The organism is Streptomyces sp. NPDC088915 (assembly GCF_044749825.1).
Lineage (GTDB): Bacteria > Actinomycetota > Actinomycetes > Streptomycetales > Streptomycetaceae > Streptomyces.
Genome location: NZ_JBIVIR010000019.1, coordinates 80,677 through 105,434, shown reverse-complemented (window position 1 = coordinate 105,434; position 24,758 = coordinate 80,677). Strand labels below are relative to the sequence as shown.

Sequence of the window (24,758 nt, the reverse complement as noted above, 5' to 3'; positions counted from 1 at the left end):
GCCGCGCGGGAAAGCGGAGACAGTGAGAAGCCGGGGACGCGGCCCACGCGTCGCGGGCATTCCATGCCTCCGCCGATCTACCCTGGAAGCGTGGCCGAGACCGTTCTCACCAACACCGGGCTCGACAGGTTCCTCGAACTCGTCGACGGAGCGCCCGAGCACCGCGACCCCGCGTTCGCGCGTGCCGCCGAGGCGGTGCTTGGGCTCCTCGCGCTGCGGGGCGCCGACCGGGGGACGGGGCTGCCCGAGCCGACGCCCGGGCTGACGCGGCAGCTCCTCGTGGAGGACCTGCCGTCGTTCGTGTACGTCCCGCCCGGCGAGCTCGCGCTCTACCCGGCCGTGCTCGGGGCGCTCGCCGCGCGCTTCGACGGGGACTGCGCCGAGCGGATCGCCGGAGTGGTCGAAGAGGCCGCGCCCGACTTCGAACGGGCCATGAACGACCCCGGCAACCTCACCTGGCACCGCTGGTACGCCTCCCTCCTGCGCGCCTGCGGCGCCGACCTCACCGACCCCGAGGACGTACGGCGCCGGCTCGCCGCCCTCGACGGCGCGCCCCTGCCCGACGGCGCGCGCCGGGCCGACCTCATGGGGCGGACCGCCCTCGCGGACGTCCTGCTCACCGAGGCCCTCACGCGCGCGTACGTACGGGACGCCGAGGCGCCGCCGCCCGTCGGGCCGCTGCTCACGGACCACGCCGTCGCGACCGGCATCGGACAGGTGGCCGCCGCCCTCCAGGACCGGTGGACCGCCGCCGGACTCTCCGGACAGCTCGCCGGGCCGTACGCGCACTACGCCCCGGGCCCCGACGCCTTCCCGCACCTCGTCCTGGCCGACGCCCTCCTCGACGAGCACCTCGACCACCACGGCGACCCCGCCGCCCCCGTGCCCCCGCCGCCCGCGATCGAGCCCGGGTCCCCCGAGGGCGTCGAGGACGACGCGAACACCCTCCTCACCGCCGTTGAGGAGCTCGCGGAGGAGGAGTTCGAACCGTACGGGGGCGAGGCCCCGCACCTCCTCTACGTGGTCTACCAGCGTGGCTGCTCCGCCGAGTCCGTCGCCCGCAAGGCCGCCGAGTACGAGGACTGGACCGTCGACCCGGCCCTGGAGGACCTGCCCGTCGCGGTGCCGGACGGCACGCCCGGCGCGTACGCGGTCCCGCCCGTGCCGGAGCTCGTCCGGCTCCTGGGCACCCCGGGGCTGACCGAGGCCGACCGCGCCCGGCTCGAAGGGCCCGCCCGGGACCTGGCCGTCGTCCTCGACCGGCTCGCCGCCACCGGTCTGGTCTTCCGGAGCGGCGACGCCTTCGGCCTCACCCCGCGCGGCGCGGGCGCCGTGCGCTACCTGCTCGCCGCGCGCGGGGTCGCCGCGCCCGACGCCGCCGAGGCCGCCGCCTGGCCCGCGCCCGTCCTGGTCGCCGCCGCCGGCGGCTGGTCCGCGCCCGTCGCCGCGCGCGTGCTCGCCGACTGGCTCCACGCGCGCGTGGACACCGCCCACGCCTGGACCGAACTGCTCGACGCCCTCGGCACGGTCCACGCCGGCACCTCCGAAGCGGCCGCCACCCGGGGGCTCTTCACCCTCCTGGACACCACCACCGCCCCGCCCGGGGCGCTGCGCGCCGTCCTCCGCGACCCGGTGCTCGGCGCGTACGCCCTCCGCGCCCTGGAGGACCGGGGCGAGGAGGCGGACCCGATCCAGGTGCCGACCTCGGCCCGCGCCCTGCACGTCCTCGACGGGCTGCCCGCCAAGAAGGGCCCCCTGGAGTCCCGCCGCGCCGCCTTCGACGAAACGGCCGCCGCCTGGCCCGGCGGCTCCGCCGCCCTGGTCCGCGCGATGACCGAGGCGGACCGCCACGAGACGGAACGCGTCCTCGGCCCGCTCGGCATCGCCCTGCCGTGACGACGGAAAGCCATGACGACGGAAAAGCCGTGACGACCTGAAAGCCGTGACGACCTGAAAGCCGTGACGCCGGAAAAAGGGACGGGCCCCGCTCCCGGTGCTGTGCGACACCAGGGGCGGGGCCCGTCCGGAACGCCGTCCGACGACTGTGCGGGCAGCCGGATCAGCGGTACGGGGCGACCGTACGGATCGAGTCAGCCGACCAGCTGCTCGTACGCGGGAAGGGTCAGGAAGTCCGCGTAGTCCGCGTCGAGGGAGACGTGGAGCAGCAGGTCGTGCGCCTGCTGCCACGTGCCGGCCGCGAAGGCCTCCTCGCCGATCTCGGCGCGGATCGCGGCCAGTTCCTCGGCGGCGACCTTGCGGGCCAGCTCCGGGGTGGCCGCCTCGCCGTTCTCGAAGACGACGCCCGCGTTGATCCACTGCCAGATCTGGGAGCGGGAGATCTCGGCGGTGGCCGCGTCCTCCATCAGGTTGAAGATGGCGACGGCGCCGAGGCCGCGCAGCCACGCCTCGATGTAGCGGATGCCGACCTGGACGGCGTTGCGCAGGCCGTCGTAGGTGGGCTTCGCGTCGAGCGAGTCGATCGCGATCAGGTCGCCGGGCGCGACGGAGACGTCCTCGCGCAGGCGGTCCTTCTGGTTCGGCCTCTCGCCCAGGACGGCGTCGAAGGAGGCCATCGCGATCGGCACCAGGTCGGGGTGGGCGACCCAGGAGCCGTCGAAGCCGTCGCCGGCCTCGCGGTCCTTGTCGGCCTTGACCTTCTCGAACGCGACCTTGTTGACCTCGGCGTCCCTGCGGGACGGGATGAAGGCCGCCATGCCGCCGATCGCGTGCGCGCCGCGCTTGTGGCAGGTGCGCACGAGGAGTTCGGTGTACGCGCGCATGAACGGGGCCGTCATCGTGACCGCGTTGCGGTCCGGCAGGACGAACTTGGCGCCGCCGTCACGGAAGTTCTTGACGATGGAGAAGAGGTAGTCCCAGCGGCCCGCGTTCAGGCCCGCGGCGTGGTCGCGGAGCTCGTAGAGGATCTCCTCCATCTCGTACGCGGCCGTGATGGTCTCGATGAGGACCGTGGCGCGGACGGTGCCCTGCGGGATGCCGACGTAGTCCTGGGCGAAGACGAAGATCTCGTTCCAGAGGCGGGCCTCCAGGTGCGACTCCGTCTTCGGCAGGTAGAAGTACGGGCCCTTGCCGAGGTCGATCAGACGCCGGGCGTTGTGGAAGAAGTACAGGCCGAAGTCGACGAGCGCGCCGGGCACGGGCCGTCCCTCGAAGGCGAGGTGACGCTCCTCCAGGTGCCAGCCGCGCGGCCGCATGACGACCGTGGCCAGCTCCCCGGCGGGCTTGAGGGCGTACGACTTGCCGGAGCGCGGGTCCGTGAAGTCGATGTTCCGGGTGTACGCGTCGATCAGGTTGAGCTGGCCCAGGACCACGTTCTCCCAGGTCGGCGCCGAGGCGTCCTCGAAGTCGGCGAGCCACACCCGCGCGCCGGAGTTGAGCGCGTTGATCGTCATCTTCCGGTCGGTGGGACCGGTGATCTCGACCCGGCGGTCGTTCAGGGCCGCCGGGGCCGGCGCGACCTTCCAGGAGTCGTCGGCGCGGATCGCGGCGGTCTCCGGCAGGAAGTCCAGGGTGGACGTGCGGGCGATCTCGGCGCGGCGCTCCGCCCGGCGGGCGAGGAGCTCGTCCCGGCGCGGGGTGAACCGGCGGTGCAGTTCGGCGACGAAGGCCAGGGCGGCCTCGGTGAGCACCTCTTCCTGGCGCGGCAGGGGCTCGGCATCGACGACGGCCAGGGGGGACGGCGCTGGTGCGGACATGAACTGTCACTTCCTTCAGCGGACTTCGCGGGCGGTGCCAGGCGGCCGCCGGGCGTCACGGGAGGGCACGGAGTGCCACCGAAGCCGAGATACGGCCGCGAGCGCCTTCTGGACGGACAGGCGCTTCTGAACAGTGGATACTAGTTTCCTCATGGTGGAAGTTCAATGGTTTGTTGATGTCGAGATTCTCCGGATCGACAGAACACGGCGCTCAGTGCCAGGTCGCTCACTCCGGGTCGTTCACTCGGAGCCGTTCATTCCGAGTCGTTCACTCCAGGCGCGACAGGTCCGCCTCCGTGTCGATGTCATAGGGCTCGGCCACATCCGAACAGTCCACCGGCGTGATCGCATCCCGGTGCGCCGCCAGATAGTCCCGCGCGCCCCGGTCGCCCACCGCCGTCTCCGCGACCCCCGCCCAGTGCCCGGCGCCGAACAGCACCGGATGGCCCCGCCTCCCGTCGTACGAGGCCGCCGCGAGCGAGTCCCGCGAGCCGTACGCCGCCCGGACCCGGGCCACCGCCTCCGCCCCGATCCCCGGCTGGTCGACCAGGGACACGAGCGCCGCGTCCACCCCGCGCGGATCGGCGGCGAGCGACGCGAGCCCGGCCCGGAGCGAGGAGCCCATCCCCTCCGCCCACTCCGGGTTGTCCACCAGGACGCATCCGGGCAGCTCCGCCCGCTCCCGCACGACGCCGGCCGACGCCCCGAGCACCACGTGCACCACCTCGCACCCGGCCGCGCGCAGCACCCCCACCGCGTGCTCCACCAGGGGGCGGCCCCGGTGGGTGAGGAGGGCCTTGGGGCGGCCCCCGAGCCGCCGCCCGCCCCCGGCGGCGAGCAGCAGGCCGGCCACGACGGGGGAGGGGGCGGAGGCGGACGGGGCGGTTCGGTCTTCCGAAGGCGTCATGGGGACTGCATACCGCATTCGGACGGAAACACGCTGTCGTCCGAATCAGCCTTGCGGGGGGTGGCGCGGCGGGGTGGCGAAGGAGTTAACTGGCCCGACTCGCGGCGCCCGACCGTCGTCCGGAGGACCGGTCCGGGGCGTTCCGCGTACTCGGGGTGTGGAGTTCTGCGCACAGTGTCGTGCGAGGGGGAGAGCCATGTTGCGAAGCGTGGAGCAGAGGCCGGTGGGCAGCGAGGGCGTGGACCCCAGGGTGGCCGAGCTGAGGTCGGCCGTGTCCCGGCTGCGGCGCGAACTGGCCTTGCACCGCGCCGAGTTCGCCGACCGCGAGATCGCGGAGGGGGAGCTCGCGGCGCTCGACGCCATGGCGCTCGGCGGCGCTCCGGAGGTACGGCGGCTGCGCCGCTCCCTGCTGATCGTCGCGGGCTGCGTCGGCTCCGTCAGCGCGCTCGCCGGGGCCCTCGCCGGGGTCCGCCGCGCCGTCGAACTCTTCGGCGCGCCGCCCGAGCGCGGTACGGGTGGCTGAGGGGCCGTCAAGCAGCCGCCCGGAAGCGGGGAGTCACCGCCTGATCAGCCGCCGGGCCGTCGCCGCCGCCACCGCCGCCGTGCGGGAGTCCACGCCCAGCTTCGCGAAGACGTGGACCAGATGGGACTTCACCGTCGCCTGGCTCAGGAACAGCGCCTTGCTGATCTGCGCGTTCGACAGGCCCTCGCCGACGAGCTGGAGCACCTCCAGCTCCCGCTTGGTCAGCGCCTCCGCCGGGGTCCGCATCCGGTCCATCAGCCGGTGCGCCACCGCCGGCGCGAGGGCCGACTGCCCGGCCGCCGCCGTCCGGACCGCCGCCGCCAGCTCCTCCGGCGGCGCGTCCTTCAGGAGGTAGCCCGAGGCGCCCGCCTCCACCGCCGCCAGGATGTCCGCGTCCGTGTCGTACGTCGTCAGGACCAGCACCTTCGGCCCGCCCGGCGCCGCCGTGATCGCCGCCGTCGCCTCCGAGCCGTGCATGCCCGCGCCGAACTGGAGGTCCATCAGGACCACGTCCACGCCCCCGGCGGCCGCCAGCTCCACCGCGCGCTCGGCGGTGGCGGCCTCCGCGACGACCGCGAAGTCCGGCTCGGTGTCCAGGACCGCGCGCAGGCCCGCCCGTACCACCGGATGGTCGTCGGCGAGCAGGAGACGGACGGTCATGCGGAACCTCCGGAGGGAAGGGAACCCCTGTCGGACAGCGGCAGGGAGACGGCGACGGCGGTGCCCTGGCCCGGCGCGGACTCCACGGTGAACGTGCCGCCGAGCGACTCCGCCCGCGACCGCATCGCCGGAAGCCCGAAACCGCCCTCGGACGAGGTGCGTACGGAACCGGGCTCGAAGCCCTCCCCGTCGTCGACCACGTCCAGGGTCACCGACGCGTCCATGAACGACAGGGTGATCTCCGCGCGCGAGGCCGAGGCGTGCCGCACCGTGTTCGCGAGGGCCGACTGCGCGATCCGCAGCAGCGCCACCTCGTACGGGGTCGGCAGCTCCACCGGCGTCCCGCTCACCGAGAACCGGACCCGGGGCCCCGCCCCCGGCCCGTAGGCATCCGCCCCCGGCTCGCACAGGCGCTCCAGGGCCGCCGCCAGGGACCCGTGCTCCAGGTCCGACGGCGTCAGGGCCCGCACGAAGCGCCGCGCCTCCGTCAGGTTGTCCTGCGCGGCCCGGCGCGCCCGCTCGATGTGACCGGCGGCGGGGGAGGCCGCCGGCAGCGCCCGCTCGGCCGCCCGCAGCAGCAGCTGGATCGAGGACAGGCCCTGCGCGAGCGTGTCGTGGATCTCCCGCGCGAGCCGCTCCCGCTCGGCCAGCGTCCCCGCGTGCCGCTCCGCCGCCGCCAGCTCCGCCCGCGTCGCGATCAGCTCCTCGATGAGCCGGCGCCGCCGCTCGCTCTCCCGGTAGAGGGCCTGGTAGCCGAGGACCGTCGCCACCGCGACCGCCGCGCCGAGCAGCGGCCCGATGAAGACCCCCGGGTTGAGCGCGGCGCCGTGCCCCACGTACGACAGGATCGCCGCGCCCGCCGTGAGCGCCACCGCCGGCAGCGACCAGCGGGCGGGCAGCAGGTGGAGCTGGAGGAAGTACAGCGGGAACGCCACCCAGAGCGCCTCCGCCGTCAGACAGAGCACCACCAGCCAGGACGCCCCCAGGACCCCCAGCCAGACGGCGGCCGCCCGTCGGGAGGTCCGTACCGCGGGCAGGTGCGACCCGGCCGCGTAGACCGCCCCCGTCACCGCCGCCGCCACCGTCCCGGCCGTCGAGTGCGCCCGGACCGCCGCCAGGACGAGCAGGCCCGCCATCAGCAGGTGCAGACAGAGGCGCAGCACGAACGGGGCGGGGGTGAGGGAACGCCGGGCGGGGCGGGGGGAGGAGTGGGGATGCATGATCCCCCCAGGGTAGACAGCGGGGGACGATCCGGACTCAACCGAAAGTTCGATCCCGGAGCCATCCGCCGCGCGATGCCCGCGAGGGGGTGCGCGGACCAGGCTGGTCGGCATGTTCGTGGCATGGAGAGACCTGAGATCCGCCAAGGGGCGGTTCACCCTCATGGGCACGGTGATCGTGCTGATCACCCTGCTCGTGGGACTGTTGTCCGGGCTGACCGCCGGGCTGGCGCGGGAGAACGTCTCCGCGATCACCGGGCTGCCCGCCGACCGGCTGGCCTTCGCGGCGCCGCCGTCCGGCCGGTCGGTCTCCTTCACCGACTCGACGGTGACGGAGGAGCAGTGGCGGGCGTGGGCGGAGCGGCCCGGGGTGACGGGCGCGGCGCCGCTCGGCATCCGCACCCTCGACGCCGCCGCCGGCGACCGCACGGCCGCCGTCTCCGCCTTCGGTACGGAACCGGAGTCGGGGCTCGCGCCCGGCCCGGTCGCCCCCGGGAAGGCGGTCCTGTCGGAGTCGGCGGCCGAGGAGCTGGGCGCGGACGCCGGCGACGCCGTACGCCTCGGGCCCCTGGAGGTCACCGTCGCGGCGGTCTCCGGCGACGCCTCGTACAGCCACACGCCCGTGGTGTGGACCTCGCTCGACGACTGGCAGAGGATCGGGCACAGCGGCACCGCCGCGCGGGAGCAGGCCACCGTCGTCGCCCTGAGCGGGGGAGACGGGACCGACTGGGCGGCCGGGGACGAGGCCGTCGGCACCGAGGCGCGGACCGTCGACGACGCCCTGACCGCCATCGGCTCCCACCAGGCCGAGAACGGCTCCCTCCAGCTCATGCGGGGCTTCCTCTTCGCCATCTCCGCCCTGGTCATCGGCGCCTTCTTCACCGTCTGGACCATCCAGCGCGCCGGCGACGTCGCCGTCCTCAAGGCGCTCGGCGCCTCCACCCCGTACCTCCTGAAGGACGCCCTCGGGCAGGCCGTCCTCATGCTCACCGCCGGGACCCTGCTCGGCACCGCGCTCGCGGTCGGCATCGGCGCCCTGGTCGGCGGCGGGGACGTGCCCTTCGTCCTGGAACCGCTCACCGTCCTCGGGCCGGCCGCCGTCATCGTCGTGCTCGGCGTGCTCGGCGCGGCCCTGTCCATCCGGCGGATCACCGCCGTCGACCCCCTCACGGCCCTGGGCAGCGCCCGGTGAGCCCGCTCGCCACCCGCCGGAGCGCCCCGAGCCGTTCCGTCCTCCCCCTCGTCCCGCGGAGCACCCGATGAGCCTCGTCCTCGACGACGTCACCCTCACCTACCCCGACGGAGACGACCGGCTCACCGCCCTCGACGCCGTCTCCCTCACCGTCCCCGCCGGGACGCTCACGGCGGTCGCCGGCCCCTCGGGGTCCGGCAAGTCCAGCCTGCTCGCGGTGGCCGCCACCCTCGTCACCCCGGACCGGGGACGGGTCGTCGTCGCCGGTACGGACACGGGGGCGCTCACTCCGGCCGGCAAGGCGGAGCTGCGGCGCGAGCACATCGGGATCGTCTTCCAGCAGCCCAACCTGCTGCCCTCGCTGAGCGCGGCGGAGCAGCTGCAGGTGATGGCCCACCTGTCGGGCCGCTCCCCGAAGGCGGTACGGGGCCGGGCCCTGGAACTGCTCGACGCGGTGGGCCTCGCGGACCTGGCCGGCCGCCGGCCGCACCAGCTGTCGGGCGGCCAGCGCCAGCGCGTCAACATCGCGCGGGCGCTGGTGAACGAGCCGTCCGTCCTCCTGGTCGACGAACCGACCAGCGCCCTCGACCACGAGCGCGGGGCGGCGGTCATGGACCTGCTCGCCCGGCTGACGGGGGAGCGGGGCACGGCGACGGTCCTGGTCACCCACGACCGGACCCACCTGGCCCGGACGGACCGGACGGTCACGGTCCGGGACGGACGGCTCTCGGAGGCCGTACCGGCTTGATCTTTCCGGCACCGGCTCGACCTTCCCGGCACCGGTGTGATCCCCCGGCACGCGCGAGGGCGCCCGGAACCCCCGTGGTTCCGGGCGCCCTCGCGCACGCCGCCGTTCGGGCCCGGTTCAGGCCTGGCCGTTCCCCGCCGTGTTCGCCAGCGCCGTCGACAGGTCGCGCGCCACCTCCTGGAGGATCGGGACGATCTTCTCCGTGGCCGCCTCGGTGACCCGGCCCGCCGGGCCCGAGATGGAGATGGCCGCGGCGGTGGGGGAGTCCGGCACGGAGACCGCGAGGCAGCGGACCCCTATCTCCTGCTCGTTGTCGTCGATCGCGTACCCCGCCTCGCGGACCGCGACGAGCGCGTCGAGGAAGCCCTCGGGCGTGGTGATCGTCTTCTCGGTCGCGGCCGGCATGCCGGTGCGGGCGAGCAGCGCGCGCACCTCCTCCGGCGGGGTGTGCGCGAGGAGCGCCTTGCCGACGCCGGTCGAGTGCGGCAGGACCCGCCGGCCGACCTCGGTGAACATGCGCATCGAGTGCTTGGACGGCACCTGCGCCACGTACACGATCTCGTCGCCGTCGAGCAGCGCCATGTTCGCGGTCTCGCCGGTCTCCTCGACGAGCCGGGCGAGGTACGGCCGGGCCCAGGTGCCGAGGAGGCGGGCGGCGGACTCGCCGAGCCGGATGAGCCGGGGGCCGAGCGCGTACCGCCGGTTGGGCTGCTGGCGCACGTAGCCGCAGGCGACCAGGGTGCGCATCAGACGGTGGATGGTGGGGAGCGGCAGCCCGCTGCTGGCGGAGAGCTCGCTCAGCCCGACCTCGCCCCCGGCGTCGGCCATCCGCTCCAGGAGGTCGAAGGCGCGCTCGAGGGACTGGACGCCCCCGCTCGCGGCGGGTTTGGCGGCGTCGGTGGTGCTGGCGCTGGACGTCGGCACGTCACGGTCCTTTCGGGGCGGGCGGGCAAGGCAGCAGCCTACCGGGCCACCGGCCGGGGCACACGGCCCCGGTCCCGGCGTCGGCGCCGGTCAGGGGGTGTTTGTCCGGTGTCGGCGGCGGCCCGGAACGGCCCGGGACGGCCCTGCCTGTGCGGAGCTACGTTCTACTGTACGAAATTTACATTCCACTTCGTGGAAACGTCCAAGCCAGGTTCGGCGGCGGTCGATGCTGGAAGTGTGCCCTTGACGACATGTCGTCCGGAAGTGAAGACTCCTTCAACAGTTCGTTGAATTTCTCCGCGGAGCCCGTCCCGAGCAGGGGCGGCTCCTCCCAGGAGCAGTGGAAGAAGGGGTACGGGTGGACATCGACCTGGTCCTGCGCTCGACGCGCGTCATCACCCCCGAGGGGACGCGCCCGGCGTCGATCGCCGTCTCCGGCGGGACGATCGCGGCCGTGCTGCCCCACGACGCCGAGGTACCGGCCGGCGCCCGGCTGGAGGACGTCGGCGACGACGTCGTCCTGCCCGGCCTCGTCGACACCCACGTGCACGTGAACGACCCCGGCCGCACCGAGTGGGAGGGCTTCTGGACCGCCACCCGCGCGGCCGCCGCCGGCGGCATCACCACGCTGCTCGACATGCCGCTCAACTCGCTGCCGCCGACCACCACCGTGGAGAACCTGCGCGTCAAGCAGGAGGTCGCCCGGAGCAAGGCGCACATCGACGTCGGCTTCTGGGGCGGCGCCCTGCCCGACAACGTCAAGGACCTGCGGCCGCTGCACGACGCCGGCGTCTTCGGCTTCAAGTGCTTCCTGTCGCCCTCCGGCGTCGAGGAGTTCCCCGAGCTCGACCAGGAACAACTGGCGACCTCCCTCGCCGAGGTCGCCGGCTTCGACGGCCTGATGATCGTGCACGCCGAGGACCCGCACCACCTCGCCGCCGCGCCCCAGCGGACGGGCGGCGCGTACGCCGACTTCCTCGCCTCCCGGCCCCGGGACGCCGAGAACACGGCCATCGAGAACCTGATCAACCAGGCCCGCCGGCTCGACGCCCGCGTCCACGTCCTGCACCTCTCCTCCTCCGACGCCCTTCCGGTCATCGCCGCCGCCCGGGCCGAGGGCGTGAAGGTCACCGTGGAGTCCTGCCCGCACTTCCTCACCCTCACCGCCGAGGAGATCCCGGACGGCGCCACCGAGTTCAAGTGCTGCCCGCCGATCCGCGAGGCCGCCAACCAGGACGCGCTGTGGCAGGGGCTCGCGGACGGCACGATCGACTGCATCGTGTCCGACCACTCGCCGTCCACCGCCGACCTCAAGACCCCCGACTTCGCCTCCGCGTGGGGCGGGATCTCCTCCCTCCAGCTCGGCCTGCCCGCCATCTGGACCGAGGCCCGCCGCCGCGGCCACGACCTGACGGACGTCGTCCGCTGGATGTCCGAGGGCCCCGCCCGGCTCGCCGGACTCGACCGCAAGGGCGCCATCGAGGCCGGCCGCGACGCCGACTTCGCCGTCCTCGACCCCGAGGCCACCTTCACCGTCGACCCGGCCGAGCTCCAGCACCGCAACCGGATCACCGCCTACGCGGGCAAGACCCTCCACGGCGTCGTCACCTCCACCTGGCTGCGCGGCGAGCGGATCGCCGACCGCGGTGTCCTCGCCGAGCCCTCCGGCCGCCTCCTCGAAAGGAACAACTGACCCGTGAGCACCGGCATACCCTCCTTCACCGGCGACGCCAGCCCCTTCGGAGGCGGCGACCCGTACGCCGACTACCGCACGGCCGACTTCCCCTTCACCCAGTACGCGGACCTCGCGGACCGGCGCCTGGGCGCGGGCGTGATCGCGGCCAACGACGAGTTCTTCGCGGAGCGCGAGAACCTGCTCAAGCCCGGTGCCGCCGAGTTCGACCCGGAGCACTTCGGCCACAAGGGCAAGATCATGGACGGCTGGGAGACCCGCCGCCGCCGCGGGATCTCCGCACAGCAGCCGCACCCCACCGAGGACGACCACGACTGGGCCCTCGTACGGCTCGGCGCGCCCGGCGTGATCCGCGGCGTCGTCGTCGACACCGCCCACTTCCGCGGCAACTACCCGCAGGCCGTCTCCGTCGAGGCCGCCTCCGTGGCCGGCTCGCCCTCGCCCGAGGAGCTCCTCGCCGACGACGTGAAGTGGACGGTGCTCGTCCCGCGCACCGCCGTCGGCGGCCACGCCGCCAACGGCTTCGCCGTCGACGCCGAGCAGCGCTTCACGCACCTGCGCGTCAACCAGCACCCCGACGGCGGCATCGCCCGCCTCCGCGTCTACGGCGAGGTCGCCCCCGACCCGGCGTGGCTGGGCGTCCTCGGCACCTTCGACCTCGCGGCCCTGGAGAACGGCGGCCGGGTCGAGGACGCCTCCGACCGCTTCTACTCCCCGGCCACCAACACCATCCAGCCGGGCCGCTCCCACAAGATGGACGACGGCTGGGAGACCCGCCGCCGCCGCGACAAGGGCAACGACTGGATCCGCTACGCCCTGGTCGCCGAGTCCGAGATCCGCGCCGTCGAGATCGACACCGCCTACCTCAAGGGCAACAGCGCGGGCTGGGCCGCCCTCTCCGTCGCGGCCGAGGGCTCCGAGGAGTGGACCGAGATCCTGCCCCGGACCCGCCTCCAGCCCGACACCAACCACCGCTTCGTCCTGGACGCCCCGGCGGTCGGCTCCCGCGTCCGGATCGACATCTACCCGGACGGCGGCATCTCCCGCCTCCGCCTCTTCGGCTCCCTCACCGAGGCCGGCACGGCGCGGCTGACCGCCCGCCACCAGGAACTGGGCGGCTGACCACCCGGGGGCGCCCCGCCGACGGAGCACCCCCGGCCCCGCCCCCCGGCCGGGCGACCCGCCCGGCCCCCACGACCCGAGCGGGACACGACACCCCGCCCGGCCCCCGAGGGCGCACCGGCCCGACAGCACCGGTGCGCCCTCGCGCATTCCTCCGATCTCCTGGGCCGGCCCGCCACCGGCGTGTTCACTGGTGGCATGACGTCGAACTCCTCGCCCGAACCGAAGCGCGCGGCCGTGACGGTGGCCGGGCGTCACCTGTCCTACCTCGACTTCGGCGGCCCGGGCCGCCCCCTGCTCGCCCTGCACGGGCACTTCGGAGAAGGCCGCACCTTCACGCGCCTGGCCCGGGAGCTCGGCGACTCCTGGCGGGTCGTCGCCCCCGACCAGCGGGGCCACGGCCACTCCGACCGCCCCGACGACTTCTCCCGCGCCGGTTACGTCGAGGACGCCGCGACCGTCCTGGAGCACCTGGGGATCGAGAGCGCGGTCGTCCTCGGCCACTCCCTCGGCGGCGTCAACGCCTACCAGCTCGCGGCCCGGCACCCGGGACTCGTGGAGGCGCTGGTCGTCGAGGACATCGGCGCCGTGGTCGACGACGACCTCTCCTTCGGCCTGTCCTGGCCGCACCGGGCGACGACCCGCGCCGAACTGCTCCAACTGCTCGGCACGTCGGCGGTCCACCTGACGGACTCCGTGCGCGAGTACCCGGACGGCTGGGGCCTCGCCTTCGACGCGCGGGACGTCGTCGTCTCGCAGCGGGAGCTGAACGGGGACCACTGGGACGACTGGCTCGCCGTCCAGTGCCCCGTCCTGCTCGTCCGCGGCGGCGACAGCCCCGTCCTCGACGCCGAGCACGCGAAGGAGATGGCGGCCCGGCGCCCCGGCACCCGCTTCGTGGAACTCCCGGCCGGACACGCCGTCCACGCCACCCTCCCGGAGGAGTTCGCCGCCGTCGTCCGGGAGTTCCTCGACTCCCTGTGATCCCGCGGTCCCGGCCGTACGCTTCCGGGCGGCGCACCCGTAAAACACGTGGCGGCCGGGGCACAGCGGGTGTCATGGTGGGGACACCGAAGGGGCGTAGCTCAGAGGCCAGAGCGCCGGTCTCCAAAACCGGATGCCGCAGGTTCGACTCCTGCCGCCCCTGCCACCGTTCGCCCGTAGCCCCGGATCCCGCCGGGCGCTACGCCGCGTGCCCCCCGTCCACCGAGAACTCCGCCCCCGTCACGTACCGCGCCTCCGGGCCCGCCAGGAAGGCGACCATCGAGGCCACCTCGTCCGGGGTGCCGAAGCGGCCGAGGGCCGTGAGGGGCGTCTGGCCCGGTGCGAGCGGGCCGTCCGCCGGGTTCATGTCGGTGTCGACGGGGCCGGGGTGGACCAGGTTCGCGGTGATGCCGCGACCGCCCAGTTCGCGGGCGAGCGCCTTCGTCAGACCTATCAGGGCGGTCTTGCTCATCGTGTAGAGGGTCGCGCCGGGGCCCGGCACCCGCTGCGTCACGCAGCTCCCGATCGTGACGATCCGGCCGCCGTCGGGCAGCCGGCCCGCCGCCGCCCGGGAGGCGAGGAAGACCGCCCGGACGTTCACGGCGAGGACCCGGTCCACGTCCGCGAGGGACAACGACGGCAGCGGGCCGAGGACCCCGATGCCCGCGTTGTTCACCAGGACGTCGAGCCGGCCCAGGGCGTCCGCCGCCCACGCCACCGCGCCCGCCGCGTCCCCGGGATCGGCCGCGTCGGCCCGCAGCGGCAGCGCCTTCCGGCCCACCGCCTCGATCCGCGCCGCGACCTCCGCCGCCCGCGCCTCGCCCCGTACGTAGGTGAAGGCCACGTCCGCGCCCTCCCGGGCGAGCCGTACCGCCGTCGCCGCGCCGATCCCCCTGCTGCCGCCCGTCACCAGGACCGCCGTGCCGTTCATCGTGGACATCCCGAACCTCCGTGCCGTACTAAGTGGTTGCGGGTTCAATGAAAGGTGGGGGAGCGGACGAAGACCGGCGGCAATCGGACGTCGAGTCCGGCGCCGACGAGTTCCGATGAATGCCACTGAGTACCGATGAGTACCGATGAGTACCGATGAGTTTCGTCCGGCGGCGCGGTCTCGGCTTCCAGGACACGATGGTCCCGAGAACAGAAAGGGCACCCGCCATGGCCACCCTCAGCCTCACCCAGTTCCTCACCCTCGACGGCGTCGTCCAGGCCCCCGGCGGCCCCGAGGAGGACCGCAGCGACGGCTTCGAGCACGGCGGCTGGTCCGTGCCGTACGGCGACGAGGACTTCGGACGGTTCGTCGACGAGGTCTTCGCCCGGCCGACCGCCTTCCTCCTCGGCCGCCGCACCTACGACATCTTCGCGGGCTACTGGCCCCGGCAGACCGACCCCGGCAACCCGGTCGCGAGCAAGCTGAACGGCCTCCCCAAGTACGTCGCCACCACCACCCTCACCGAGGCCGACTGGGCCGGCACCACCCTGCTCCGCGGCGACGCCGTCCAGGAGGTCACCGGCCTCAAGGAACGGCTCGGCGGCGAGATCCAGATGCACGGCAGCGCCGGCCTCGCCCGCACCCTCCTCGACCACGACCTCATCGACACCCTCCACCTGCTCGTCTTCCCCGTAGTCCTGGGCACGGGCCGCCGCCTCTTCACCGACGGGGTCCGCCCCACCGCCTTCCGCCCCGCCGGGGCGCGCACCACCGGCACGGGCGTCGCCATCCACACGTACGAGCTCGAAGGCCGCCCCGCGTACGGCAGCTACTGAGCGGCCCCCGAAAGGTGTAGCCACCACGGGCCGCTCCGGGTACGGTGATCCCCCGCGTGCGAGCCGCCGAAGTCTCCACCCCGCCCAGAGAGTTGGAGAAACGGCCCGATGACGGCTCCGTCGTTCGCCGCACCCCTGCCCCTCGGCGCCCCGCGCCGCGCCTGGCTCACCGACCTGCCCGTCCTGCTCGTCGCCGTCTTCTGGGGCACCAGCTACCTCGCCGCCAAGGGCATCACCACCCCCCACACCGTCATCGCCGTCCTCGTCCTGCGGTTCGCGGTGGTGCTGCCCGTCCTGGTCGCCGCCGGGTGGAGCAGGCTCCGCGCCCTGACCGCCGCCCAGTGGCGCGGCGCCGGCACCCTCGGGCTGATCCTCGGCGGGATCTTCCTCCTGGAGACCTACGGCGTCGTCCACACCTCCGCCACCAACGCGGGCCTGATCATCAGCCTCACCATGATCTTCACCCCGCTCGCCGAGGCCGCCGTCACCCGGGCCCGGCCCACGCGCGCCTTCCTCGCCGCCGCCGCGCTCTCCGTCGCGGGCGTCGTCCTGCTCACCCAGGGCGCCGGCTTCACCGCCCCCTCGACCGGCGACCTGCTCATGCTGCTCGCCGCCCTCGCCCGTACCGTCCACGTCCTGGCCATGTCCCGGATCAAGGCGGTCCGCTCGGCCGACTCCCTCTCCCTCACCACCGTCCAGCTCGGCTCCGCCGTCGCCGTGTTCGCCGTCATCGCCCTCTTCCCCGGCACCGGCGCCTCCCCCTGGGCCACGGCCCTCGACCTCGGCCCCCGCGCATGGGCCGGGCTGCTCTTCCTCTCCGTCTTCTGCACGCTCTTCGCCTTCTTCGTGCAGATGTGGGCCGTCCGCCGCACCTCCCCGTCCCGGGTCAGCCTCCTCCTCGGCACCGAACCCCTCTGGGCCGCCGCCGCGGGCATCGCCCTGGCCGGCGACCGCCCCGGCGCCCTCGGCCTCGCGGGCGCGGCCCTCGTCCTCGCGGGCACCGCCTGGGGTCGCCGCGCCGCCGACGGGACCGGGCGGACCGACGGGCCGGGGCGGACCGGCGAGACCGACCGGGCGGGCGAGATCAACCGGGCCGACCGGGCCGACGAGACCGACCGGGCCGACCGGCTCGACCCGGCCGACCGGGCCGGGACGGACGCGCGGTAGGTTCTCCGCCATGTCCACGTCGTCCTCGTCCACGCGTTCCCTCGTCCACAGCAACGAGTTCAGGGCCCGTGCCCGCCGCACCCAGGGCTGGGGGATCGGCCTGCTCGCCGTCGCCGGTCTCCTCTGGATCTGGTTCGCCGTCCTCCTCGTCACCCCGTACGAGCAGAGCGACGGCGGCAGCCCCTGCCCCTCCCTCCTCACCAGCGAGTACGTCCACCAGGAGGACTGCGTCGAGTCGCGCGACTGGCCCGGCCTCGTCGCCCTCCTCGGCGGCTCCCTCCCCTTCGCCGTCGCCGGCGCCGCCCTCTACACCGGCGGCTCCGCCGCGCACCGGACGGCGGACTACCTCGCCGAGGTCACCCGCCTGGACTCCGCGAGCGCCTGAGACCCCCGCTCAGGACTTCGGCACCCGGTCCGAGACGATCAGGACGACTCCGCCGAGCACCGCGATCACGATGTTGGCGAACAGCTCCCGCCCCTCCAGGAACCCCACGTTCTCCGTAAGGAACCGGGTCAGACTCATGAACCCGAACCAGCCGTCCGTCAGCTCGCGGACCACCCCGCACACACCGGACAGGGCGATCAGGAACCCGACGGTCTCCAGGAATCTCTTCATGTCCCGATCATGACCGGGGCGGGGGAGCGCCCGCGTCCGACTCCGGTCCCCACCCGCCGCTACCGAAGTACCGACCTCCGCGACTTCGGTAGCGACCCGGTCGCTCCCGCCCCTCCCGGGCGCCCCCGGCTGCGTACATTGCGGACATGACCCGCACGGACCGGCAGCGCTGGCTGTTCCCCTCCCACCTGGTCGAACCGGGAGGGAGCGGGGCGGCACGGCCCCGCCGCACCGTCCGCGACTGGATCGTGGACACCTCGCTCTTCCTGCTCGCCGCCCTCGTCGGCCTGGTCGTCGCCGACACCAGCGCGGATTACACCAGCGAGGCCGTCACCCTCTTCGACCAGCTCGCCGGCGCCCTCGCCTGCTGCGCGCTCTGGCTGCGCCGCCGGTGGCCGGCCGGGCTCGCGGTCGGCCTCTCCCTGGTGAACCTCGTGGCCCCGGTCGCCGCCGGCGCCGTCCTCGCGAGCCTGTTCAGCGTCGCCGTGCGCCGCCCCTTCCGCGAGGTCGCCTGGATCGGGGCGCTGGCCGTGGCCACCTCGACCGCCCAGGCCTTCCTCCGCCCGGACCCCACCACCAGCCTCACGCTCTCCCTCGTCCTCGGCTTCGTCCTCATCCTGCTCGTCACCGCCTGGGGCATGCTCGTCCGCTCCCGGCGCCAGCTCGTCGAGGCCCTCAGGGAGCGCGCCCGCCGCGCCGAGGCCGAGGCCGAACTGCGCGCCGCCCAGGCCCAGCGGCTGGCCCGCGAGGCCATCGCCCGCGAGATGCACGACGTCCTCGCCCACCGGCTCACCCTGCTCAGCGTGCACGCCGGGGCCCTGGAGTTCCGGCCCGACGCCCCGCCCGAGCAGATCGCCCGCGCCGCCGGCGTCATCCGCGACAGCGCCCACGAGGCCCTCCAGGACCTCCGCGAGATCATCGGCGTCCTGCGCGCCCCCGACGAGGACGGCGAGGGGCACCGGCCCCAGCCCACCCTCGCCACCCTCGGCGCGCTGGTCGACGAGTCCCGCGAGGCCGGCGCCGAGGTCGTCCTCGACACCACGGTCGACGACCCGGACGCGGTCCCCGCCGCCACCGGCCGCACCGTCTACCGCATCGCGCAGGAGGGCCTCACCAACGCCCGCAAGCACGCCCCCGGCACCCCCGTCACCGTCACCGTCCGCGGCCGCCCCGGCGAGGGCCTCACCGTCGAGGTCCGCAACCCGGCCCCCGCCGGACCCGTCCCGCACGTCCCCGGCTCCGGCCAGGGCCTCATCGGACTCACCGAACGCGCCGCCCTCGCCGGCGGCCGCCTCGCCCACGGCCCGGCCCCCGACGGCGGGTTCGCCCTGCACGCCTGGCTACCGTGGCCCCCATGACCATCCGGCTGCTCATCGTCGACGACGACCCCCTGGTCCGCGCGGGCCTCACCCTCATGCTCGGCGGCGCCGACGACCTCGACATCGTCGGCGAGGGCGCCGACGGCCGGGACGTCCCCGACCTCGTCGCCCGGCACGCCCCCGACGTCGTCCTCATGGACATCCGCATGCCGCACGTCGACGGCCTCACCGCCACCGAACTCCTGCGGGCCCGGCCCGGCGCCCCCGAGGTCGTCGTCCTCACCACCTTCCACGCCGACGAGCAGGTCCTGCGCGCCCTGCGGGCCGGCGCCGCCGGCTTCGTCCTCAAGGACACCCCGCCCGCCGAGATCGTCGCCGCCGTCCGCCGGGTCGCCGCCGGGGACCCCGTCCTCTCCCCGGCCGTCACCCGCCAGCTCATGACCCACGTCGCGGGCCGGCCGGAACAGCCCCGGCGCACCACGGCGGCCGACCGGATCGCCGGACTCACCGACCGCGAGAGGGAGGTGGCCGTCGCCGTCGGCCACGGCCGCGCCAACGCGGAGATCGCCGCCGAGCTGTACATGAGCGTGCCGACCGTCAAGACGTACGTCTCCCGGATCCTGGCCAGGCTCGGCCTCAACAACCGCGTCCAGATCGCCCTCCTCGTCCACGACGCGGGCCTCCTCGACGACGACGGCGACGCATAGGCTGACCCGATGACCGACACCGACACCGACACCGACACCGGCTCCGATACCGACACCGGCACTGGCACTGGCACTGGCACCGATACCGACACCGGCACGGGCCTCCACGGGCTGGAACTCGCCCGCGAGATCCTCGACGCCCAGCCGTTCAGCCGCCTCCTCGGCGCCGAGGTCACCGCCTTCGGCGACGGCGGCGCCGTCCTCGAACTGACGATCCGTGAGGAACTGCGCCAGCAGAACGGGTTCGTGCACGGCGGAGTCCTCTCGTACGCCGCCGACAACGCGATCACCTTCGCCGCGGGCACGGTGCTCGGCCCGGCCGTCCTGACCGCCGGCTACTCCATCGACTACGTCCGCCCCGCCGTCGGCACCACCCTGCGCGCCCGCGCCACCGTCCTCCACGCGAGCCGCCGCCAGGCCGTCGTCCGCTGCGAGCTGCTGACCGCCGACGGGGACGGTACGGAGACGCTGTGCGCCCTGGCCCAGGGCACGGTCCGCACGGCGAACCCCTGAGGGACCGGGGCGCCGGTCAGGCGGTCTCCACCCGCACCGGCCGCCCCTCCCGCCGCGAGCGCTCGCACGCCTCCGCGATCCGCAGCGCCGCCAGGGCCTCCCGCCCGTCGCACGCATTGGGCGCTTCGCCGCGCACGAGCCGTACGAAGGCGTCCAGCTCCGCCTCGTACGCCGGGGCGAACCGCTCCAGGAACCCGGGCCACGGCTTCTCCGGCGCGGGCGGCCCCTGCGGCTCCACGGAGGTGAGCGGGGTCCGGCCGTCCAGGCCCACCCCGATCTGGCCCCGCTCGCCCGCCAGCTCCATCCGCACGTCGTACCCGGCGCCGTTGCACCGGGTCGCGGTCGCCGTCACCAGCGTGCCGTCGTCCAGGGTGAGGAGCGCGGCGGCCGAGGACACGTCCCCCGCCTCCCGGAACATCGCCGGACCCGCGTCCGACCCCGTCGCGTACACCTCGACGACCTCGCGCCCGGTCACCCAGCGCACCGCGTCGAAGTCGTGCACCAGACAGTCCCGGAAGAGACCGCCGGAGAGCGGCAGGTACGCGGCGGGCGGCGGCTCCGGGTCGGAGGTCGCCGCCCGTACGGTGTGCAGCCGGCCGAGCCGCCCCGACCGGACCGCCTCGCGGGCCGCCCGGTACCCGGCGTCGAAGCGGCGCATGAAACCGAGCTGGAGCTCCGTGCCCGCCGCCGCCACCGCGTCGAGCGCGGCCAGCGTCCCCGGCACGTCCAGGGCGATCGGCTTCTCGCAGAAGGCCGGCAGGCCCGCCCCCGCGGCCCGGGCGATCAGCTCCGCGTGCGCCGCCGTCGCCGAGGCGATCACCACCGCGTCCGGGGCGCTCCCCAGCAGCGCGGCCGCGTCCGGCACCGCCTCCGCCCCCAGCGCCTCCGCGACCCCGGCCGCCCGCGCGGGATCCGCGTCCGCGACGACCAGGGACCCGACCTCCGGGTGGCGGGCCAGCACCCCCGCGTGGAAGCTCCCGATCCGTCCCGTACCGATGAGTCCGATGCGCATGGCCCCACCGTGGGGTCGCAGGTCCCCCCTGTCAAGGTTTGTCAGGACAACAGGACGTCACGACCTCCCGTCATCGGCTTCCCGCCGTCCGCGCCCCGGGGCTACGCTCCCTCCGTGCCCCCGCAGTCCGGCTCAGCCCTTCCCCCGCGGCCCGGATCCCCCTCCACCCCGCGGTCCGGCGCCGCGCTCCCGCCGCGCTCCGACCCGGCCCTCCCACCACGGTCCGGCCCCGCTCTTCCGCCGCTCTCGGTGGACCGCACCAGCCCGGTCCCCCTCTACTTCCAGCTCGCCCGGCAGCTGGAGAGCGCCGTGGAGGACGGGACGCTGCCCCCGGGCACCCTCCTCGGCAACGAGATCGACCTCGCCACCCGTCTGGGCCTCTCCCGGCCCACCGTCCGCCAGGCCCTGCGGACCCTCGTCGACAAGGGACTCCTGGTCCGCCGCCGGGGCGTCGGCACCCAGGTCGTGCACACCGGCGTCCGCCGCCCCCCGGAGCTCAGCAGCCTCTACGACGACCTGGAGGCCGCGGGACGGCGCCCCGCCACCCGCGTCCTCGTCAACCGGCTCGAACCCGCCTCCGGGCCGGTCGCCGCCGCCCTCGGCGTACCCGAGGGCAGCGAGGTCCACTACCTGGAACGGCTCCGCACCGCGCACGGCGAACCCCTGGCCCACCTGCGCGACCACCTCCCGGCCGGGCTCGTCGAGCCGGACACCGCCCTCCTGGAGACCACCGGCCTCTACCGGCTGCTGCGCTCCGCCGCGCTCACCCTGCACAGCGCCCGCCAGACCGTCGGCGCCCGCGCCGCGACCGCCGCCGAGGCCGCGCTGCTCGACGAGGAGGAGGGGGCCCCGCTGCTCACCATGGAGCGCGTCACCTACGACGACACCGGCCGGGCCGTCGAGTACGGCTCCCACCTCTACCGGGCCGCCCGCCACTCCTTCGAGTTCCGCCTGCTGGCCCGGCCGTGACCCGGGGCGGCGACCCGCGGCGGGGCCCCGCGGCGAGCCGCGCGACCCGCATGACCGATACTGCACTGCACGCCTGCAATGCGTGCAAAGGACACAAAGGAGGGCACGGCCTCGTGACCAGGCTTCGGACAGGAGGGGTGCGCGCCGCGCTCGGCGCCGTCCTCGCGCTCGCGCTGACCACGGCGCTCGCCGGATGCAGCAGCACCGGCGGCAAGCGGGCGGAGGACGCCCGCAAGGCCGCGCAGGCCCAGGGCAGGGCGGCCGTCGACACCCCCCGCTGGACCTTCGCGATGGTGACCCACTCGGGCGACGGCGACACCTTCTGGGACATCGTCCAGAAGGGCGCCCAGCAGGCCGCCGTCAAGGACAACATCAACTTCCTCTACGCCCACGACGACGAGGCGCAGCAGCAGGCGCAGCTGGTCGACTCGTACATCGCCAAGGGCGTCGACGGCCTGATCGTCAGCCTCGCCAAGCCCGACGCCATGAAGGCCGCCGTCGAGAAGGCCGTCAAGGCCGGCATCCCGGTGATCACCGTGAACTCCGGCGCCGAGCAGTCCAAGGCCTACGGCGCCCTCACCCACATCGGCCAGGACGAGACCGTCGCCGGCGAGGCCGTCGGCGAGGAGCTCGACAAGCGCGGCAAGAAGAAGGCGCTCTGCGTCCTGCACGAGCAGGGCAACGTCGGCCACGAGCAGCGCTGCGCCGGAGCGAAGAAGACCTTCGGCGGCGAACTCGTCAACCTGTACGTCGACGGCACCAACATGCCCGACGTGAAGGCCTCCATCGAGGCCAAGCTCCAGTCCGACAAGGACGTCGACGCCGTCGTCACCCTCGGCGCCCCCTTCGCCGACACCGCCGTCCAGGCCGCGAAGAGCGCCGGCAGCAAGGCCGAGATCGACACCTTCGACCTCAACGCCAAGGTCGCCACCGCCCTCAAGGCCGGCACCCTCGGCTTCGCCGTCGACCAGCAGCCCTACCTCCAGGGGTACGAGGCCGTCGACCTGCTCTGGCTGTACCGCTACAACGCCGACGTCCTCGGCGGCGGCAAGCCGGTCCTCACCGGCCCCCAGATCATCACCAAGGACAACGCCGCCGACCTCGTCGCCTATGCGGATCGGGGCACCCGATGAGCTCCACCGCCCCGCCGTCCGGCATCGACCACGTCGACGAACGCCTCCTGCGCACGACCCCGCTGAAGAAGCTGCTCGCCCGCCCCGAGCTGGGCTCGGTCGTCGGCGCCGCCGCCGTCTTCGTCTTCTTCGCGGTCTTCGCCGACAGCTTCCTGCGCCCCTCCAGCCTCGGCACCGTCCTCTACGCGGCCTCCACCATCGGCATCATGGCGGTCCCCGTCGCCCTGCTCATGATCGGCGGCGAGTTCGACCTCTCCGCCGGCGTCATGGTCACCAGCTCCGCGCTCGTCTCCTCGATGTTCAGCTACCGGATGACGGCGAACGTCTGGGTCGGCGTCGGCGTCTCGCTGCTCGTCACCCTGGCGATCGGCGTCTTCAACGGCGTCATGCTGACCCGTACCAAGCTGCCCAGCTTCATCATCACGCTCGGCACCTTCCTCATGCTGACCGGCCTGAACCTCGGCCTCACCAAGCTGATCAGCGGCACCGTCTCCACCAAGACCATCGCCGACATGGAGGGCTTCCCCTCCGCCCGCAAGCTCTTCGCCTCGCAGCTCACCCTCGGCGGGGTCGAGTTCAAGGTCACCATCCTGTGGTGGTTCGGCCTGGTCGCGCTCGCCACCTGGATCCTGCTCCGCACCCGCTTCGGCAACTGGATCTTCGCCGTCGGCGGCGGCGCCGACGCGGCCCGCGCGGTCGGCGTCCCCGTCCACCGCACCAAGATCGGCCTCTACGCGGGCGTGGCCCTCTGCGCCTGGATCTCCGGCCAGCACCTGCTCTTCTCCTTCGACGTCGTCCAGTCGGGCGAGGGCGTCGGCAACGAGCTGATCTACATCATCGCGGCCGTCATCGGCGGCTGCCTGATCACCGGCGGGTACGGCTCGGCCATCGGCTCCGCGGTCGGCGCCCTCATCTTCGGCATGACCAGCAAGGGCATCGTGTACGCCGAGTGGAACCCGGACTGGTTCAAGTTCTTCCTGGGCGCGATGCTGCTGCTCGCGACCCTCCTGAACGCCTGGATCCGCAAGCGCGTGGAGGCCACCAAGTGACGACCGGCACCTCTGTGACGACCGAGACCGCCCCCCTCGTCGAGCTCGACGACGTCAGCAAGTACTACGGCAACATCCGCGCCCTCGAAGGGGTCTCCCTGGAGGTCCGCGCGGGCGAGATCACCTGCGTCCTCGGCGACAACGGCGCCGGCAAGTCCACCCTCATCAAGATCGTCGCGGGACTGCACCGGCACGACGCCGGGACCTTCCGCATCGAGGGCGAGGAGGTCGCGCTCGCCAACCCGCGCGACGCCCTCGACCGGGGCATCGCCACCGTCTACCAGGACCTCGCCGTGGTCCCGCTCATGCCGGTCTGGCGGAACTTCTTCCTCGGCTCCGAGCCGACGAAGGGCAAGGGCCCCCTCAAGCGGCTCGACGCCGGCCTCATGCGCGCCACCACCCGCGAGGCCCTGCTCCGCATGGGCATCGACCTGCGCGACGTCGACCAGCCCATCGGCACCCTCTCCGGCGGCGAGCGCCAGTGCGTGGCCATCGCCCGCGCCGTCCACTTCGGCGCCAAGGTCCTCGTCCTCGACGAGCCGACCGCCGCCCTCGGCGTCAAGCAGTCCGGAGTCGTCCTGAAGTACGTGGCCGCCGCCCGCGACCAGGGCCTCGGCGTGGTCCTCATCACCCACAACCCCCACCACGCCCACCTCGTCGGCGACCGCTTCGTCCTGCTCAAGCGGGGCGTCATGGCCGGCAGCCACACCAAGGACTCCGTCACCCTCGACGAGTTGACCCGGCAGATGGCCGGCGGCAGCGAGCTGGAGGACCTGCGCCACGAGCTGGAGCGCCCCTCCGCCACGTGACGCGGTCCTCC

General features: G+C 74.1%; 25 protein-coding genes and 1 tRNA gene. 18 read left to right on the top strand and 8 right to left on the bottom strand.

Annotated features, from left to right (window positions below):
• Positions 1-90: 90 nt before the first annotated feature.
• Complete coding sequence (locus ACIP5O_RS30435; protein ID WP_401298977.1) at positions 91-1,896, top strand: hypothetical protein; 1,806 nt, start codon at positions 91-93, stop codon at positions 1,894-1,896.
• A 194-nt stretch (positions 1,897-2,090) separates the two neighbouring features.
• Here the strand turns inward: ACIP5O_RS30435 and aceB are convergent, their stop codons facing one another.
• Positions 2,091-3,713, bottom strand: coding sequence for a malate synthase A (gene aceB, locus ACIP5O_RS30430; protein ID WP_401298974.1), 1,623 nt, complete (start codon positions 3,711-3,713; stop codon positions 2,091-2,093).
• Between the two features lie 268 nt (positions 3,714-3,981).
• Positions 3,982-4,620, bottom strand: coding sequence for an NTP transferase domain-containing protein (locus ACIP5O_RS30425; RefSeq protein WP_401298971.1), 639 nt, complete (start codon positions 4,618-4,620; stop codon positions 3,982-3,984).
• Between the two features lie 196 nt (positions 4,621-4,816).
• On the opposite strand from ACIP5O_RS30425, the gene ACIP5O_RS30420 reads away from it, so the two are divergent.
• Positions 4,817-5,143 carry a DUF5955 family protein gene (locus tag ACIP5O_RS30420; RefSeq protein WP_401298968.1) on the top strand — a complete coding sequence of 109 codons (327 nt, stop codon included), beginning with the start codon at positions 4,817-4,819 and terminating at the stop codon, positions 5,141-5,143.
• Positions 5,144-5,176: 33 nt separating this feature from the next.
• Here the strand turns inward: ACIP5O_RS30420 and ACIP5O_RS30415 are convergent, their stop codons facing one another.
• Together ACIP5O_RS30415 and ACIP5O_RS30410 are read right to left on the bottom strand one after the other, a co-directional pair.
• Positions 5,177-5,803, bottom strand: coding sequence for a response regulator (locus ACIP5O_RS30415; RefSeq protein WP_401298965.1), 627 nt, complete (start codon positions 5,801-5,803; stop codon positions 5,177-5,179).
• Positions 5,800-7,023 carry a histidine kinase gene (locus ACIP5O_RS30410; protein WP_401298962.1) on the bottom strand — a complete coding sequence of 408 codons (1,224 nt, stop codon included), beginning with the start codon at positions 7,021-7,023 and terminating at the stop codon, positions 5,800-5,802. The genes ACIP5O_RS30415 and ACIP5O_RS30410 overlap by 4 nt, the downstream gene beginning before the upstream one ends.
• Before the next feature lie 112 nt (positions 7,024-7,135).
• Between ACIP5O_RS30410 and ACIP5O_RS30405 the strand changes: the two genes are divergently transcribed.
• A complete protein-coding gene (locus ACIP5O_RS30405) occupies positions 7,136-8,215 on the top strand; it encodes an ABC transporter permease (protein WP_401298959.1) in 1,080 nt (359 codons plus the stop codon).
• Positions 8,216-8,282: 67 nt separating this feature from the next.
• Complete coding sequence (locus ACIP5O_RS30400) at positions 8,283-8,963, top strand: ABC transporter ATP-binding protein (protein WP_401298956.1); 681 nt, start codon at positions 8,283-8,285, stop codon at positions 8,961-8,963.
• 117 nt (positions 8,964-9,080) lie between these two features.
• Here the strand turns inward: ACIP5O_RS30400 and ACIP5O_RS30395 are convergent, their stop codons facing one another.
• On the bottom strand, positions 9,081-9,887 hold the full coding sequence (locus ACIP5O_RS30395) for an IclR family transcriptional regulator (protein ID WP_125666230.1): 807 nt from the start codon (positions 9,885-9,887) through the stop codon (positions 9,081-9,083).
• Positions 9,888-10,245: 358 nt separating this feature from the next.
• On the opposite strand from ACIP5O_RS30395, the gene allB reads away from it, so the two are divergent.
• The 4 genes from allB (at position 10,246) to ACIP5O_RS30375 (ending at position 13,852) form a co-directional block, all read left to right on the top strand.
• Positions 10,246-11,580: an allantoinase AllB gene (allB, locus tag ACIP5O_RS30390; protein ID WP_401298952.1), complete on the top strand. Its 1,335-nt coding sequence runs from the start codon at positions 10,246-10,248 to the stop codon at positions 11,578-11,580.
• Between the two features lie 3 nt (positions 11,581-11,583).
• The gene (gene alc / locus ACIP5O_RS30385; protein WP_401298949.1) at positions 11,584-12,702 is read left to right on the top strand and encodes an allantoicase; all 1,119 of its coding nucleotides are present in this window, start codon (positions 11,584-11,586) and stop codon (positions 12,700-12,702) included.
• 198 nt (positions 12,703-12,900) lie between these two features.
• Positions 12,901-13,686 (top strand): alpha/beta fold hydrolase, encoded by a 786-nt coding sequence (locus ACIP5O_RS30380; protein WP_401298946.1) that lies wholly within the window; start codon positions 12,901-12,903, stop codon positions 13,684-13,686.
• 90 nt (positions 13,687-13,776) lie between these two features.
• Positions 13,777-13,852 (top strand) — tRNA-Trp (locus ACIP5O_RS30375).
• 33 nt (positions 13,853-13,885) lie between these two features.
• Here the strand turns inward: ACIP5O_RS30375 and ACIP5O_RS30370 are convergent.
• The gene (locus ACIP5O_RS30370; RefSeq protein ID WP_401298943.1) at positions 13,886-14,626 is read right to left on the bottom strand and encodes an SDR family oxidoreductase; all 741 of its coding nucleotides are present in this window, start codon (positions 14,624-14,626) and stop codon (positions 13,886-13,888) included.
• Between the two features lie 218 nt (positions 14,627-14,844).
• Here ACIP5O_RS30370 and ACIP5O_RS30365 point away from each other — a divergent pair, with 218 nt between their 5' ends.
• The 3 genes from ACIP5O_RS30365 to ACIP5O_RS30355 all read left to right on the top strand — a co-directional run bounded on the left by ACIP5O_RS30365 (position 14,845) and on the right by ACIP5O_RS30355 (position 17,005).
• Positions 14,845-15,453 (top strand): dihydrofolate reductase family protein, encoded by a 609-nt coding sequence (locus ACIP5O_RS30365; RefSeq protein WP_401299090.1) that lies wholly within the window; start codon positions 14,845-14,847, stop codon positions 15,451-15,453.
• Between the two features lie 108 nt (positions 15,454-15,561).
• Positions 15,562-16,620, top strand: coding sequence for a DMT family transporter (locus tag ACIP5O_RS30360; RefSeq protein WP_401298940.1), 1,059 nt, complete (start codon positions 15,562-15,564; stop codon positions 16,618-16,620).
• A gap of 10 nt (positions 16,621-16,630) precedes the next feature.
• Positions 16,631-17,005 (top strand): hypothetical protein, encoded by a 375-nt coding sequence (locus tag ACIP5O_RS30355; RefSeq protein WP_401298937.1) that lies wholly within the window; start codon positions 16,631-16,633, stop codon positions 17,003-17,005.
• A gap of 9 nt (positions 17,006-17,014) precedes the next feature.
• On the opposite strand, the gene ACIP5O_RS30350 is transcribed toward ACIP5O_RS30355, so the two are convergent.
• Positions 17,015-17,236: a hypothetical protein gene (locus ACIP5O_RS30350; RefSeq protein ID WP_401298934.1), complete on the bottom strand. Its 222-nt coding sequence runs from the start codon at positions 17,234-17,236 to the stop codon at positions 17,015-17,017.
• Positions 17,237-17,382: 146 nt separating this feature from the next.
• Here ACIP5O_RS30350 and ACIP5O_RS30345 point away from each other — a divergent pair, with 146 nt between their 5' ends.
• From ACIP5O_RS30345 to ACIP5O_RS30335, 3 genes are read left to right on the top strand one after another with little or no spacing between them, the layout of a single operon-like run.
• A complete protein-coding gene (locus tag ACIP5O_RS30345) occupies positions 17,383-18,594 on the top strand; it encodes a sensor histidine kinase (RefSeq protein ID WP_401298931.1) in 1,212 nt (403 codons plus the stop codon).
• Positions 18,591-19,262 carry a response regulator gene (locus ACIP5O_RS30340; protein WP_401298929.1) on the top strand — a complete coding sequence of 224 codons (672 nt, stop codon included), beginning with the start codon at positions 18,591-18,593 and terminating at the stop codon, positions 19,260-19,262. The genes ACIP5O_RS30345 and ACIP5O_RS30340 overlap by 4 nt, the downstream gene beginning before the upstream one ends.
• Positions 19,263-19,271: 9 nt before the next feature.
• Complete coding sequence (locus ACIP5O_RS30335; RefSeq protein ID WP_401298926.1) at positions 19,272-19,775, top strand: PaaI family thioesterase; 504 nt, start codon at positions 19,272-19,274, stop codon at positions 19,773-19,775.
• A 16-nt stretch (positions 19,776-19,791) separates the two neighbouring features.
• Here the strand turns inward: ACIP5O_RS30335 and ACIP5O_RS30330 are convergent, their stop codons facing one another.
• Positions 19,792-20,787 carry a Gfo/Idh/MocA family oxidoreductase gene (locus tag ACIP5O_RS30330; RefSeq protein ID WP_401298923.1) on the bottom strand — a complete coding sequence of 332 codons (996 nt, stop codon included), beginning with the start codon at positions 20,785-20,787 and terminating at the stop codon, positions 19,792-19,794.
• A 249-nt stretch (positions 20,788-21,036) separates the two neighbouring features.
• Between ACIP5O_RS30330 and ACIP5O_RS30325 the strand changes: the two genes are divergently transcribed.
• From ACIP5O_RS30325 to ACIP5O_RS30310, 4 genes are all read left to right on the top strand, one after another.
• Positions 21,037-21,756 (top strand): GntR family transcriptional regulator, encoded by a 720-nt coding sequence (locus ACIP5O_RS30325; RefSeq protein ID WP_356548923.1) that lies wholly within the window; start codon positions 21,037-21,039, stop codon positions 21,754-21,756.
• A gap of 113 nt (positions 21,757-21,869) precedes the next feature.
• A complete protein-coding gene (locus ACIP5O_RS30320; protein WP_401298920.1) occupies positions 21,870-22,889 on the top strand; it encodes a sugar ABC transporter substrate-binding protein in 1,020 nt (339 codons plus the stop codon).
• A complete protein-coding gene (locus ACIP5O_RS30315; RefSeq protein ID WP_401298917.1) occupies positions 22,886-23,938 on the top strand; it encodes an ABC transporter permease in 1,053 nt (350 codons plus the stop codon). The genes ACIP5O_RS30320 and ACIP5O_RS30315 overlap by 4 nt, the downstream gene beginning before the upstream one ends.
• Positions 23,939-23,952: 14 nt before the next feature.
• Positions 23,953-24,747 carry an ATP-binding cassette domain-containing protein gene (locus ACIP5O_RS30310; RefSeq protein WP_401299087.1) on the top strand — a complete coding sequence of 265 codons (795 nt, stop codon included), beginning with the start codon at positions 23,953-23,955 and terminating at the stop codon, positions 24,745-24,747.
• The last annotated feature ends 11 nt before the right edge of the window (positions 24,748-24,758 follow it).